At 66.0% G+C, this 13,214-nt stretch carries 12 protein-coding genes and 1 pseudogene; 6 read left to right on the plus strand and 7 right to left on the minus strand.

What is annotated here, in order from left to right; genetic code table 11:
• Positions 1-24: 24 nt before the first annotated feature.
• Positions 25-960, minus strand: a complete 936-nt coding sequence (locus LR394_RS12950; protein WP_231441394.1) for an AraC family transcriptional regulator — start codon at positions 958-960, stop codon at positions 25-27.
• Between the two features lie 79 nt (positions 961-1,039).
• Here LR394_RS12950 and LR394_RS12955 point away from each other — a divergent pair, with 79 nt between their 5' ends.
• The 3 genes from LR394_RS12955 (at position 1,040) to LR394_RS12965 (ending at position 3,895) form a co-directional block, all read left to right on the plus strand.
• Complete coding sequence (locus LR394_RS12955) at positions 1,040-1,711, plus strand: NADPH-dependent F420 reductase (protein WP_231441396.1); 672 nt, start codon at positions 1,040-1,042, stop codon at positions 1,709-1,711.
• A 2-nt stretch (positions 1,712-1,713) separates the two neighbouring features.
• On the plus strand, positions 1,714-2,658 hold the full coding sequence (locus tag LR394_RS12960) for a quinone oxidoreductase family protein (protein WP_231441398.1): 945 nt from the start codon (positions 1,714-1,716) through the stop codon (positions 2,656-2,658).
• A gap of 235 nt (positions 2,659-2,893) precedes the next feature.
• Entirely contained in the window at positions 2,894-3,895 is a 1,002-nt protein-coding gene (locus tag LR394_RS12965) for a helix-turn-helix domain-containing protein (protein WP_231441400.1), read from the plus strand.
• Between the two features lie 53 nt (positions 3,896-3,948).
• Here LR394_RS12965 and LR394_RS12970 read toward each other — a convergent pair whose 3' ends face one another.
• Positions 3,949-4,326, minus strand: coding sequence for a winged helix-turn-helix transcriptional regulator (locus LR394_RS12970; protein WP_407937049.1), 378 nt, complete (start codon positions 4,324-4,326; stop codon positions 3,949-3,951).
• 118 nt (positions 4,327-4,444) lie between these two features.
• Between LR394_RS12970 and LR394_RS12975 the strand changes: the two genes are divergently transcribed.
• Entirely contained in the window at positions 4,445-5,281 is an 837-nt protein-coding gene (locus LR394_RS12975) for an enoyl-CoA hydratase/isomerase family protein (protein ID WP_231441404.1), read from the plus strand.
• 406 nt (positions 5,282-5,687) lie between these two features.
• Here LR394_RS12975 and LR394_RS12980 read toward each other — a convergent pair whose 3' ends face one another.
• The 3 genes from LR394_RS12980 to LR394_RS12990 all read right to left on the minus strand — a co-directional run bounded on the left by LR394_RS12980 (position 5,688) and on the right by LR394_RS12990 (position 7,176).
• On the minus strand, positions 5,688-6,023 hold the full coding sequence (locus LR394_RS12980) for a hypothetical protein (RefSeq protein ID WP_231441406.1): 336 nt from the start codon (positions 6,021-6,023) through the stop codon (positions 5,688-5,690).
• Between the two features lie 86 nt (positions 6,024-6,109).
• Positions 6,110-6,571: a DUF2231 domain-containing protein gene (locus LR394_RS12985; RefSeq protein WP_231441408.1), complete on the minus strand. Its 462-nt coding sequence runs from the start codon at positions 6,569-6,571 to the stop codon at positions 6,110-6,112.
• A gap of 8 nt (positions 6,572-6,579) precedes the next feature.
• The gene (locus tag LR394_RS12990) at positions 6,580-7,176 is read right to left on the minus strand and encodes a hypothetical protein (RefSeq protein WP_231441410.1); all 597 of its coding nucleotides are present in this window, start codon (positions 7,174-7,176) and stop codon (positions 6,580-6,582) included.
• Positions 7,177-7,458: 282 nt separating this feature from the next.
• On the opposite strand from LR394_RS12990, the gene LR394_RS12995 reads away from it, so the two are divergent.
• Positions 7,459-7,992, plus strand: coding sequence for a TetR/AcrR family transcriptional regulator (locus tag LR394_RS12995; protein WP_231441413.1), 534 nt, complete (start codon positions 7,459-7,461; stop codon positions 7,990-7,992).
• Between the two features lie 169 nt (positions 7,993-8,161).
• On the opposite strand, the pseudogene LR394_RS13000 reads toward LR394_RS12995, so the two are convergent.
• Positions 8,162-8,380: pseudogene (locus tag LR394_RS13000) on the minus strand (transposase); the annotation flags it as partial.
• 288 nt (positions 8,381-8,668) lie between these two features.
• A complete protein-coding gene (locus tag LR394_RS13005; protein ID WP_231441415.1) occupies positions 8,669-10,387 on the minus strand; it encodes a CocE/NonD family hydrolase in 1,719 nt (572 codons plus the stop codon).
• 176 nt (positions 10,388-10,563) lie between these two features.
• Between LR394_RS13005 and LR394_RS13010 the strand changes: the two genes are divergently transcribed.
• Positions 10,564-13,173 (plus strand): endo-beta-N-acetylglucosaminidase, encoded by a 2,610-nt coding sequence (locus LR394_RS13010; protein WP_231441417.1) that lies wholly within the window; start codon positions 10,564-10,566, stop codon positions 13,171-13,173.
• Positions 13,174-13,214: the final 41 nt, after the last annotated feature.

Raw genomic sequence — 13,214 nt, forward strand, 5'->3', positions numbered from 1 at the left:
GGTGTGTCCCGTCGCCGTGCCAGCTCACGCTTCGGCTGCGCCGGAGTCGTTCGACCTTGCGAAGCGGGCGTAGCGGCGCGGTGGCGTGCCCATGATCCGTTTGAAGGCGGTGTTGAACGCGTGCTCGGACTCGTAGCCCAGGGAACTGGCAATCCGTGCGATGGTGTCGTCGCCGTGCCGGAGTCGCTCTGCGGCGAGCATCATCCGCCAGCGGGCCAGGTAGGCGATCGGGGTCTCACCGGCCCGGGCCCGGAAACGTTCGGCGAACGTGGACCGGGACATGCCGGCGGTCGTGGCGAGATCCCGCACGGTCCAGGAGCGGCCCGGGTCGGCGTGCATCGCGGTGAGCGCCGCGTTCATGCGAGGGTCCGCGAGCGTGGCGAACCATCCGACGTCCTGGCGGGTGGGCTCGGCCAGATATAGGCGCAGGGCCTGAACCAGCATCATGTGCGCGAGTTGCTGAGCGATGAGGGCCGAGCCGGGACGCGGCTCGCGGAACTCTTCCATCATCATCTCGATCGACCAGCGCAGCCGGGCTCGGTCGCCGGAGGTCTCGACCAGCATCAGCGGCGGCAGGTCCCGCAGCAGCATTTCGACGTGCGGGCTGCCGGCCTCGAAGCGGCTGCCGACCAGGTAGACGTCACCGCCTCCCTGATAGGTGACGACCTCGCCGCTGCGGTTCGGGTCAAGCACCACCGAGGCGCGCACCGGCTCGACGTCCGGCGCGCTGCCGATCACGGTGGTCCGGCCGGTGGGCAGCACGAAACAGGAGTTCTCCGGCACGAGCACCGGTGCATCGCCGGCCACGCTCAGCCAGCAGGAACCTTTGACGACCGCGTAGCACTTGATCCGGCCGGCCAGATCGTCCAGCTCCAGCGCCCAGTCGCCCGCGGCGTCGAACCCGGCCGTGATGTAGCTGCGCGGCTTCAGCAGCGCCAACACGTCGCTGAGCGGGTCCACCCCACCTCCCGGACGATCGCGAACAAAACATCGACTCCTGAGCATAGAAGGTACGGAGAGGGCGGCCTAGATTCGGATCATGACAACGATTGGCTTCATCGGCAGCGGACGGATCGGCGGTGCCCTCGCGCAGTTGGCCGTCGCCGCCGGGCACGACGTCGTACTGAGTAACAGCCGCGGTCCGCAGAGCTTGCAGGAGATCGTGGCCCAGCTGGGATCCCGGGCGCAGGCGGCGAGCACCACCGAGGCCGCAGCCGCCGGCGACATGGTCGTCGTGACCATCCCGGTCCGCGCATATCGGCAGATACCGGTCGCACCGCTGCGCGGCCGGGTCGTGATCGACACGCTGAACTACGACCCGGCACGTCAGGGCGCAGTCCCTGAGATCGAGGCCAGCGGTATCCCGCCGCACCTGCTGCTGCAGGCGCACCTGCCGGACACATACGTGGTCAAGGCATTCAGCACCGTGTTCTTCCAGCACCTACCGCAACTCGCCCGGCCGGCCGGGGCGCCCGATCGCAGTGCCGTACCTATCGCGGGCGAGCACGTACCGGCCAAGGCGGCGGTCGCCGCGCTGATCGACTCGCTCGGTTTCGACGCGTACGACGTGGGAACGATGGCTGAGAGCCGCCGGTTCGCGCCCGGCACCCCCGCGCAACTGGCCTATCTCCATCCCGACGGCATGTTCGCCGCGCCTGCCCGCCCCGCTTCCGCCGCCGATCTGGCCGCGCTTCTCGAGAAGGCGAACTGACCATGAAGGCAGCTGTCGTCACCGCGTACGGACTCGTCCCTCGCTACCTGGACTTCCCCGATCCGCAGCCGTCGAATGAGCACGAGATCGTCGTCGAGGTCTTGGCCGCCGGCCTGCACCCCCGGGTTCGCATGCAGGCCGGCGGCTCTCACTACACCAGCGTCGGAGCCGGCCTGCCGCTGGTTCCCGGCATCGACGGCGTGGGACGCGCCGCCGATGGCCAGCTCTGGTACTTCATGTCACTGAACAGCAGGTACGGCTCGATGGCCGAACGCGCGGTCATCGACACCCGGCACAGCGTTGTCCTGCCCGTCCACACCGACCCGCTGACCATGGCAGCAACGCTGAACTGCGTGATCGCCTCCTGGCTGGCGCTGACCCAGCGGGTCACGATGCGCCCCGGGCAGAACGTGCTGGTTCTCGGTGCAACCGGCGGCACGGGCAGCATGGCTGTGCAAGTGGCCCGCCAACTCGGCGCTGGCCAAGTGGTCGCCGTGGGACGCGACATCAGCCGCCTGGCAGCACTTTCCGGCGCCACTGCCATCGCCCGGATCAGCGACTCGGAGACGATCGCCCGGATCGGTTCCGAAACTGACATCGTGCTCGACTTCCTCTGGGGAGATCCGGCCACTGAAGTCATGGCCGCACTGGTCGCCGGGCGTGCTGACCCGACACGCCCCATGGCCTGGATGAATCTTGGCGAAATGGCCGGCGCACGAGCGACCCTGCCGGCCAGCGCGCTGCGCTCGAGAAGGCTACGGATCGTCGGCAGCGGCCAAGGATCGCTGACCGGTGCCACCATGACAGCCGAAATCCCCGCCGTCGCTGCCTTGATCAGCAACGGCACATACAACGTGGAGCCGTGCCCCGTCCCGCTTCACGACATCGAACGCGCATGGTCGCTCCCGGCCGACAGCAGCAGGCGCATCGTCATCAGTCAGCTCTGACCGACACCAGCCGACGAGGGAGCAGTACGCAGCGGGGACTGGCTGCGCTGCGCCTGCACGCGGTGTGGCCATGGGAGACGGCGGCAAGAGGGTAGCGTCACTGTCGAGGGTCAGGAGCTGTCAGGTGCGATCCGCGCCTGCACCAGTGAATCTCGGCCTCGTCCCGAAGAACGATCAGCGCAAGTCGACCGACGGGGTTGCGCCTCAAGCGACTTGAGCCAGCAGGATCACAGGCATGGAAACCGCAGCAGAGAACCTCTACCCCATCGGCGACGTGGCCCGCCGCACCGGACTGGCGGTCAGCGCCATCCGCTTCTACTCCGACGAAGGCATCGTGACCCCGGCCGGGCAGAACACCGCCGGGCACCGACTGTACGACCTGCACACCGTTGCCCAGCTCGAGTTCATCCGGACCCTGAGGGACCTGGATACCGGGCTGGACGAGATCCGCCAGGTGCTCACCGGTGAAAAGACTCTGCGTTACGTCCTGGCCGAGCACCTAGAACTCGTCGAACAGCAAGGAAGTGCTCTGCTGGCCCGACGAGCAGTGCTGCGGGCCCTGGTCAAACACCAGGCTCCAGCCGAACGGGCGACCCTGATGCACCGGCTCGTCGCCATGCCTGACGTCGAGCGAGAGCGACTGGTTGACGACTTCTGGAACGAAGTCGGCGCCGACTTGCCTACCGACTTCGTCCACCGCCTGGGCCGCATGCGCCCGGCTCTGCCGGAGGACCCCTCGGCAACACAACTGCAAGCCTGGGTCGAGCTCGCCGAACTGCTCCAGGACAGGAGCTTCCGCTCCGAGGTCCGCCAGTACCTGCGCGAGGTACATGGGCAAGGCCCCGGCATCCAGATGAGTTCAGGGCCGGTGCAGGACATGACGCACCAACTCGGATCTGGGGTCGTGGAACACATGATTGCAGCCCGGCGCAGCGGCCTGGCGCCCGAAACACCGCACGCGCAGGAGCTTGTCAGGCGCTTGGTGTGCGAGAGCGGCCAGCCCTTCGGCGTCGAGGACAGCCCGGAACGCCGCGAACGGATGGCCCAGGCTTACGAAATCTTTCAGAAGATGCAGCCCCAACTGAACAATGACGAGGAGTACGACGCCACACACGGTCGGTACCTGGCGCTGGTGGCCACGATCAACGGCCAGCCCTCGGACGCGCCCCTCACCATCGCAGCAGACCTCAACGACATGATCGACTGGATCGTGTCCGCCCTGCGCGCCAAGGAGTGATGCTGGCCGTGTTCCTCGGACCGCCCCGATCCTCCACCCTTTGCCTTCTTTGGTTAGCGCGCGTTGCGTTGATCGTAGGCGCGTTGCATCTCCTCGATGGCGTCGCTGTTGGCAAGGGTCCACTCGTAGAGGCGCGTGAAGGGCTCACGGAAGGATTGGCCGAGTGGGGTCAGTGAGTACTCCACCCCGACGGGGGAGGTCTCGAGGACTGTCCGGGCGATCATGCCGTTGCGCTCGAGCCTTCGAAGTGTCTGGGTGAGGACGCGCTGTGTCACACCTTCCAGCTGGCGGCGGATCTCATTGAATCGCGTGGGCTCCTCCAGGACGGTGAGCACCATCATCGACCACTTGTCGGCGATCTGATCGAGGATCGGCCGCGTCGGGCAGTCCACAACGAAGCGTGGTGCGTCCCGTGGTGTCGGTGTCCCCATGGTGTCCTCCGGGATACGTGGTGCCTGAAAAGTGCGTCCTTGACGACGTTCGCCGCCCAGCTGACGATTGGTATTCAAGAGGAACTTACACCTCTGAAAGCAACTACCAGAGAGAACCATGAGCCTTCCCACGTACACCACCCTCCGCGTGACCGTCACCGAGGGTGTCGCTGACATCGTCCTGGACAACCCGCCCGTTAACACGCTGAACGCGACGATGATGGTCGAACTGCACGACCTCCTCGAGCGGTTCCGCGACGACCCCTCCGTCGTGGTCCTGGTGTTCTCCAGCGCTCACGAGGAGTTCTTCCTCGCTCACGTCGACATGGGCATCTTCGACAGCATGGGTGAGCTTCAGGACGTGGCAACGAAGTACCCGAACGTCAACGTGCACCAGGGCATCGGTGAACTGCTGCGCAAGCAGCCGCAGGTCAGCATCGTCAAGCTCGCCGGCATCGCGCGCGCCGGCGGCGCAGAGTTCGTCGTTGCCGCCGATATCACCTACGCAGCTGAGGAGACGGCGCGGATCGCGCAGAGCGAGGTGCTGCTCGGCATCATTCCCGGTGGCGGAGCGACTCAGTACGGACTGGAGCGGATGGGTCGCAACCGCACCCTGGAGACGGTCCTGTCCGCCGAGCTCCTCACCGCCCGCACCGCCGCGGACTACGGCTGGATCAATCGCGCCGTGCCCGCAGCCGAACTGGACGAGTTCGTGGCGACCACCGCCCGCAACATCGCAGCCCTCGGCATGCCAGTCATCGCCGGAGCGAAGAAAGCCATTCCGGCCGCCGACCTCACCGCGGGCCTCAACGCAGAGAACGACGCGTGGTGGGAGCTCGTGCAGAACGAGCGGGCCCAGAAGATCATGACCGCTGCCGGAGCCGCCAACATGCAGGCCCCCGAGAACGAACGTCACGTCGAGGAATTCCTCCGCGACATCGCCTCGACGATCTGAAGCCAGACGGGCGGGCGGCGGCCTCGGCATGCTCCGCCGCCCGCCCCCGCAGCGCACACACCTCAGCAGCACGCGAGAACAAGACCACCTGTGGACTTCACCACCGTCACTGCCCTCGTCGCCGGAAGCAATCAAGACCTCGGCTGCGACCCGGCGTCCGTGTGGTGCCGCAGCCCGGCCAGGTCGTCCGCACCCTGGCGGCCACGGCCCACATGGCCATCTCCAGAGCGTCCAGGACAAGCTCAACGCGCTTGTTCGTGGAAGCCCGCCAGCCCAGGATCCGGCGCGAGAAGGCGTCGATCACGAAGGCCACGTGGACGGTCCCGGCCTACGTCGCCACATGCCCTACCGGCTGGGCCGGCCTCGATCTGGGTGACCCGGCCGGCGTGCTCGGCGATGAAACGGACTAGTACCTGCGTGGCCGGCTCAACTCGGCCGCGAAGAAACCCGCTGCAGCCTTGCGAATTTCGCTGGCCCGCTTCGGTTCCGCCTTCTCCCGGCGCAGGCGCTTGACCTCAGGCGAGTCCTCCACCGGGGCTTGCTTCCGGCCCGACTTCGTGGCGGCTGCCTCAGCCTCACGCACCCACTTACGCAGCGTCTCGCCGGAACTGATCCGGAGCTTCTGCGCGATTGACGTGATCGCGCCCCACTGGGACGAATGCTCTCCAGATAAATCCTGAACCATGCGCACCGCACGTTCGCGAAGCTCGTCGGGACAATGCCCCTTGCGACGTTCCCCCATGACTCCATCTTCTCAAGAGAAGGAGCCTCCCGACAGGCCGGGGCGGTTCATCATCAGGCACAGAGGCTTTGCAGACATGCCTCAACTCAGTGTTCGGCTGGCTCTTCCCAAGCGGCCTGTGCGCCGCTGTGACCTACCCGGACGACTTGTTGCAATGTGCCGACCGATGCGACCACGGCCAGGAGGGCGACACATGCTGTGAGGGCTCGTGGTACGGCCCGGCTTCGCTGGCGCCGCCAGAGCCAGGTCGCCACCGCCGACGCAAGGAACAGGAAGAACAGCCAATTGCCCAGTTGGTGGGCCAGTTCGGCATGTCGCTCAATCGCCGGGTCTGTTCCCAGTGCGTCTTGTAGGGACCTGCCCGATTCATCGGTGAGGACCTGCAGGAGAATCGCGACCGTGGTGGCACCGAGGGGCCACCGCCCCGCCCGGCGCTGGAACTCGGGCCAGACCGTGGCGAGGAGGACCGAAATGGCTGCGACCGGTATGAGGATCACAGATGCGTGGACGATCAGGGGATGAGCCGGCAGGCTGGCGATGCTGTCCATGACGGCTCCTAGAGTCCCGTCCTGCTGGTGGCCCAGAAGGCCTTGGTCGTGATGCCTTGCCTGGGCACCGACTGATGCGCCATCACCGTGCGGCGCAACCCCTGAAGGGCCTCGGCCTGACCGAGCAGAACCGCCCCATCCAGCGGGACCTCTTCCTCAAAAGTGTTCTCGAGCCAGTGTTGAAGTCCTCCGGTCGGGAAGAAGTGGTATGCGGGCCAGCGTGACGTGAGCTGCTCGACCATGTAGGGGAGAACCTCGAAACCCACTACGTGGAGGGGGGCTTCCCGGACGTACGCGTCGACGGTGGCGATCGTCGACGCGTCTCCCAGGTAGAGGCGGCGGATCCCCTTCTGTTTCAGGGGGAGGTGTGGGCCTGCGACCACTGTCACCTCGCCCGTGGGGTTCTTCAGCCATCGGCTGCCGGGTCCGGTGCCGAGTGTCGTTGCGATCAGGACAATCTCGTCCTGGCTCGTACGCCAAACGGTGTAGTGGCGTTTCTCGGACGGGCTGACCCGCAACTGGATGTTGTGTCCGGTGCGCCAGCCCCGGAGAGGGGGCGGCGCCGCAAGGTGAATCTCGAGCAGGCCGGGGACGATCTGCTGCACGTCGACAACCCGGGCGGGCCGGCCGACCAGTGCCTGAGTGACGGTGCCTCTTGCCTGAGACATGGCTGTCCTTCCGTGGACGGTGGAACGTGGTCTCAGAACTAAACTAGACCGTCTAGTATGGTTGGATGACGGTTTGTCCCTGAAATCAGGGATGTCCCTGACCCCGGGAGGATGCATATGAGGGAACGACCCCGAACCGAGAGGGGAGTCCGAAAGCGAAGAGCGGTCCTCACCGCCGCCCGTGACCTGTTCGTGCGCAGGGGCGTTGACCGCGTCAGCATGGACGCCATAGCGGCCGAGGCCGAAGTCTCCAAGGCGACGGTCTACGACTACTTCGGTGACAAGCAGAGCCTGGTCCAGGCCATCATCGACGACGCTTCAGACATGCTAACCGTTACAGCGAGCGCATCCATCGAGGAACACCTGAATGCCCGGGCGATCACGAGCAACGATGAACTTGCGATCGCTCTGACCGCTCTGGCTATCGATGTGAGCGAGACCGTGATGGGGGTGTCGGACTATTCTGCCGTCGCCGCGCTCGTGAGTCAGCAACGCTGGCAGTCGGATTCCAGTGAGGACGTCTCGATCGACGTTCTCGTGCAGATGCTGGCCGAGGCGCTCGAAGGTTTCGGCGATGCGGGGTTGTTGGACGTGCCTGACAGCCAGTTGGCGGCCTCCCAGTTCACTGCCCTCACGGTTCTTCTGGCGGTTCATGAGCAACCCGACGTCATGGAAATGGATATGAACCGGGTGCGTCAGACCATGATTGACGGGACCGCCACGTTCATGAGGGCTTTCGCGGTCAGGGGGTAAGTCGCTACCGGGTGACGGTGAGGGGAGTCGGCGCGCCGTCGGGGAGATGACCTCGAAGGAAGGTGTCGAGCCGGATCAGTGAGTGCAGGCCGGCACTTATGAGGACAGCGACCGTGGCGCGGATGCCGTCGTCGGTCCAGAGCGGATCCCAAGAGACCTACGTCAGCGACTCCAGCAGCCGGTTGCGCTTACGAAGTTCCTTGAGTTCCGCGGAGTCGCCCAGGGCGCTACCTGGGGTGCTGTCTTGGTCGTCGGCGATCTTCAGCCAGCGGTGCAGGGCCGAGGCGGAGATGTCGAAGTCCTTCGCGACCTGTTCGATCGTGGCATCGCCCTTACGGGCGACCGTGATCACGTCGCGGCGGAACTCCTCGGGGAACGGTTTGGGCACGTTGACATCCTCTCGGCAAGGACCGTGGTCCTTGCGAGTCAGGAGTCAACCAAACCGGGGGCAGTCCCTTCCGGGGTGCGAAGCCTGCACGGGCGGCTGGCTGCCTGACGATGCCGTGACGGGCGCGCCCAGGCCCTGCCCCACCTGCAAGCCACACCGGTACGACGACGCAGGCAACGTTCAATGACCGCGCCATTCGGCTTCGCATCGGTGGGGCCAGCATCGCCTTGGCCGCGCCAGCCAGGCCGCAAGCAGCGGCGGGTTCACCCGAGCACTCGAGGCGCGGATTCAGTCGAGGGCGATCTCGAAAGTGGCCTCGGCTTCGTCCAGGTCAAGGGTGGCCGTGTGATTCTCTCGGTAGAGGCTCAGTTCCGGCGCTTTCTTGCCTTTGGCGACCACGTCGTCAGCTGGGTCGTCGAGGTCCAGGGCGAGCACAGCGTCCTCAATCGTGATCTTCTGGTTCGACGGCTTGCCGTACCACTCGATGCGGTCGTCGATCGATCCGATGGTGACCGCGAGCACGTGACCCGGGTTGAGCGTCCAGTCGTTGGACTTGAACTCCAGCATGGTCTCGCCCGAGGAGATCTGGGAGACCTGCAGGTTGAACATGACCGCCTCGCCGTTCGGGGCCACGTCGTAGAGCTTGGTCATGACGTTGCCCTTCCCGGCTGCGGTCAGGGTGATCCTGGGAGTGCCGGTGATCCGGACAGCCTTGGCCTGGGGCTGCGCATGGCGGGTGAAAACCGTTCCGGAGGTGATGGCCTCGCCCTTGTCGGTGTAGGTGCCGCCGCCGATCGGGAGATGCACGGTCTGGTCGGCCACCGGCCAGTTGTCCTGGGAGCGCCATGTGCCGTTGCTGTCCTGGATCTGGAAGGCCGGGCTGGTGGTGGTCGGGTCGGTGCCCTTGAGGTACTGGTCGAAGAAGGGCATCACCTCCTCCTGGACCCAGCCGGTGCGGCCGGTCGCCCGCTTGCCGTCCTCGGTGACCCGGGCCCCGCCGCCGTGGTCCCACGGGCCGAACCAGGCGCGTTCAGAGCCCTCGTGGTTGGCCAGGAACTGCTGCACTGCGCGTGGCTCGGCGTTCAGGTCGAGGAAGCCCATGGCGATGAGCATCGGGGTCTGGGTGCCGGTGGCCTGGGCGGTGAGGTCGCGGGCCTGCCAGAAGCCGGAGTCCAGGTCGGGGGTGCGGTAGGTCTGCTGGATCTGCTCCAGGCAGTCCGGGTTGCTCTTCTCCCAGGTGGCGTTGGCCTTGTACTTCTTCGTGTCGTCCTTCATCGGCTTGATCGTGGCGATGTCGGTGAACACGTCAGCGAGGCTCTTGATTGCCAGGCGCGGTACCTCGCCGGAACGGAAGTACTGGTAGGGCTGCCAGATCGGAGCCTGAGCGACGACCGCCTTCAGCGCCGGGTGGTTGAGGTTGTTGCCGATCAGCGGGGTGGTGCCGTCGTACGAGGAGCCGAACATGCCGACCGAGCCGCTGGACCAGGACTGCGTGGCGGCCCAGTCCACGGCGGCGCGCACATCGGCCTGCTCGCCTGGGCCGAACAGGTCGTGGCAGCCGGTGGAGCCGCCGAAGCCGCGCAGGTCGACCATCACCATGGCGTAGCCGCGCTCGAAGATCCGGCCCTCGTCGATCAGCCCGACGAATCGTCCGGACGGCCCCGCGCTCTTGTGACCCTCGGGCTGGGCCATGCCGGCGTGGGCGAAGTAGGGGCCGACCATCAGGATCACCGGCACCTTGTCGCCGGCCTTCAGCCCGGCAGGCAGCAGGACATCGGCGTGCAGTTCCACGCCGTCGGTGGAGGGGAAATAGTGCTCCGACCACATCGCGCCCGCGGGCACGCGCTCGTTCTGCTTCTGCGTGACGGATGCGGGCAACGCGACGGGGGGCGCGGGGGCAACGCTCGTTTCCGGGGCGGCGGGTGAAGTCGGTGTGGACGAGCCGGTGCAGGCGGCGAGGGCGATCAGGGGGAGCAGGGCAACGGCCGCTCGGGTGGTGCGCTTCACGGGTTGCTCCGGGTGCTCACAAGATCAGGGGGAGGGACAAGGTAGCCCAGATTTACTGTCGTCCGACAACTCCGGGTCGTGCAGCCCTTGCTGTCGGCGAGAACCCGTTCCTAAACTAAAGCGCATTAGTTCACCTCGCGGAAGAGGTACGTGTGTCTCGCAGAAGAACTCTGACCATGGTCGCGACCGTCGCTCTGGTAGTCGGCGCCACCGTTCCCGCCACCGCCAGCGACACCCTGCCCTGGACCGGTGCGGCCGCCAAGGGTGCGAACCAGCCGTTCCAGCACGGTTACACCGCCGCCGATCTGCTGCGCTGGACCCCGAAGTCCGACCTGTTCGGCGATCTGACCCGCTCGAGAGTTCCGCTGCAGCAGCGCATCGCAGCCGACCAGAACACCCAGGCCGATCCGGATCTCGACCCCGGGGTGGAACACCTGACCCTGGCCGGGGACTACGGCAACGCCTTCTTCGAAAGCTACCCGTACAACAACGAGTTCAGCGCCTACGCGTTCAACTTCTGGCAGTACACCGACTATTACGCCGCCTGGCACGGGATGGCCAGCGAGGGCGTCCCGGAGGAGTTCTACGACCCCACCCTGGACTGGAAGGAGAAGTGGTTCGAGTTCGGCATGCTCAATCTGCCGAACTCCGCCTACACCAACGCGGCCCACAAGAACGGCGTGAAATCGCTCGGCGGGATCTTCTTCTCCGAGAACGACCGCGGCACCCAGACGTACACCGAGCTGCTGCAGCAGGACGCCGACGGCGGCTATCCGGTGGCCGAGAAGCTGGTGGAGCTGGCCCAGTGGTACGGCTTCGACGGCTACTTCATCAACCAGGAAGAGCCCAAGGTCGCCCCGGCCGACATCCCGCGCTACAAGCAGTTCCTGAAGGTGATCAAGGATGCCGGGCTCTACATCCAGTTCTACGACTCGGTGCACAACACCACCGGCGACCGGGTCTACCAGAACGCCTTCAACAGCCTGAACAGCCCGTTCGTGCGCGATCCGGAGCTCGGCGACGTCAGCGACTCGATGTTCCTGAACTACTGGTGGAACAAGAACCGGCTGAGCAGTTCGGCCGAGCACGCCAAGTCGCTGGGCCTGGATCCGCGCAAGAGCGTGTTCGCCGGGCTGGAGGCCGGCATGTACCAGTTCAGCCAGCCGTACAACCTGGACGACAACCTGGACGCCAAGGGCGTGCCGATGAACGCGATCGCCACCCTGGGCAGCGATTTCGTCCACGCCGACATGGCCGACAAGGAGGACGACGCCAACCAGTGGAAGGCCTACGACCGGGAACGCCGCTGGTGGACGGGAAGCTCGACCGGCGGCGAGCAGGACGCCGGTACCTGGAAGGGCATCTCGTCCTACATCACCGAGCGCTCCACGATCGGCGGCAGCGTCTTCGACACCACCTTCAACACCGGCCGCGGTCTGCAATACGTCTCGCAGGGCAAGGTTTCCGGTTCCGGAGAGTGGTCGAACATCAACATCCAGGACGAGCCGGTGACCTGGCAGTGGGACATCACCACGGCCGAGGGCAAGCAGGCGCTGGGCGTGGACTACGACTACGGCCCGAAGGCGACCCAGGCCGAGCGCTTCGACTATCAGCCGGTGGGTGCCTACGAGGGCGGCAACTCGCTGGTGCTGAGCGGTGATCTGCAGGCCACCAACCAGCTGAAGCTGTACCGCACCGATCTGTCGGTGGCCAAGAAGTCCGAGGTGGAACTGACCTATCGCAAGGTCTCGGCCTCGGACGATTCACAGCTGAGCGTTGCGGTCACGTTCAAGGACTCCCCCGAGAAGGTGGTGCACCTGCCGGTCAAGGGTTCCGGCAAACAGAGCAAGCAATGGACGACGGCGACGCTCGACCTGGGTGCGCACGCCGGTCAGCAGATCGCCACGCTGGGCCTGGCGGTCGAGGCCAAGTCCGCGGTCAGCGGCTACCAGCTCAACGTCGGCCAGATCAGCATCACCGACGGCCGCAACCACACCCCGTCCACACCCCAGAACTTCCACATCGCCTCGGCGCTCACCGGCACCGACGAGCTGGAACTGGGCTGGAAATTGGGCGATTACGACAAGGTGGCGGAGTACGCGGTCTACGACAACGGCAGCTACGTCGGCGGCATCTATGACGACGTGCTCTACCTCAAGCACTTCACCTCGGACAAGGGCACGCTCGAGCTGAAGGCGGTCGGGCACGACGGCAGCTTCAGCAAGCCGGCCCAGCTGAAGTACGACTTCACCAAGGGCACCGGCGACGTGAAGGCGGTGGCCGAGAAGGACGGCACGGTGAAGGTCAGCTGGCCGACGCCGACCAACAACACCCGCGTGCTGCTGGAGTCGACCTACGACGACAAGCCGGTGACGAAGACGGTCCGGGTGACGAAGAAGGCCACGTCGGCCACTCTCACCGGGCTGCCGACCAAGGGCGGGCACTACAAGGTGACGGTCGACGCGGGTAAGGGGAGCGAGGTCGCCTTCCGCGGGGAGTTCGCCGACACCGAGGTCGAGCCGTACTCCCAGGATCTGGTCACCGTCTCCGGCACGAGCGCGCATTTCGCCACCCCGGCGACGGACGACTGGTACAAGATCTACGTGGAGGAGGACGGGGTGGCCCTGCAGTTCGCCACGACGTACTCCTCCGGGGCCAAGCCGTACATCATCCGGGGCCGCACCACCTCGGCCGCGCTGAACGTCGGGCTGAAGAGCGCCACCTCCAAGGTGACGGCCACCATCGAGGACTACTCCGGCAACCGGGCCACGACCGTGATCCGGTAGAGGTACCGTGCTGGGATTCTGCCCGAACCGCCCCTGACGAG

It is taken from the genome of Kineosporia babensis, from assembly GCF_021129305.1.
GTDB classification, from domain to species: domain Bacteria; phylum Actinomycetota; class Actinomycetes; order Actinomycetales; family Kineosporiaceae; genus Kineosporia; species Kineosporia babensis.

What these genes read in the sequence shown, in the direction of transcription:
- LR394_RS12955 (WP_231441396.1), top strand. Translation starts at nt 1,040, where the DNA reads ATGACAACGATTGGCTTCATCGGCAGCGGACGGATCGGCGGTGCCCTC.
- LR394_RS12960 (WP_231441398.1), top strand. Translation starts at nt 1,714, where the DNA reads ATGAAGGCAGCTGTCGTCACCGCGTACGGACTCGTCCCTCGCTACCTG.
- LR394_RS12965 (WP_231441400.1), top strand. Translation starts at nt 2,894, where the DNA reads ATGGAAACCGCAGCAGAGAACCTCTACCCCATCGGCGACGTGGCCCGC.
- LR394_RS12970 (WP_407937049.1), bottom strand. Translation starts at nt 4,326, where the DNA reads ATGGGGACACCGACACCACGGGACGCACCACGCTTCGTTGTGGACTGC.
- LR394_RS12975 (WP_231441404.1), top strand. Translation starts at nt 4,445, where the DNA reads ATGAGCCTTCCCACGTACACCACCCTCCGCGTGACCGTCACCGAGGGT.
- LR394_RS12980 (WP_231441406.1), bottom strand. Translation starts at nt 6,023, where the DNA reads ATGGGGGAACGTCGCAAGGGGCATTGTCCCGACGAGCTTCGCGAACGT.
- LR394_RS12985 (WP_231441408.1), bottom strand. Translation starts at nt 6,571, where the DNA reads ATGGACAGCATCGCCAGCCTGCCGGCTCATCCCCTGATCGTCCACGCA.
- LR394_RS12995 (WP_231441413.1), top strand. Translation starts at nt 7,459, where the DNA reads ATGGACGCCATAGCGGCCGAGGCCGAAGTCTCCAAGGCGACGGTCTAC.
- LR394_RS13010 (WP_231441417.1), top strand. Translation starts at nt 10,564, where the DNA reads ATGGTCGCGACCGTCGCTCTGGTAGTCGGCGCCACCGTTCCCGCCACC.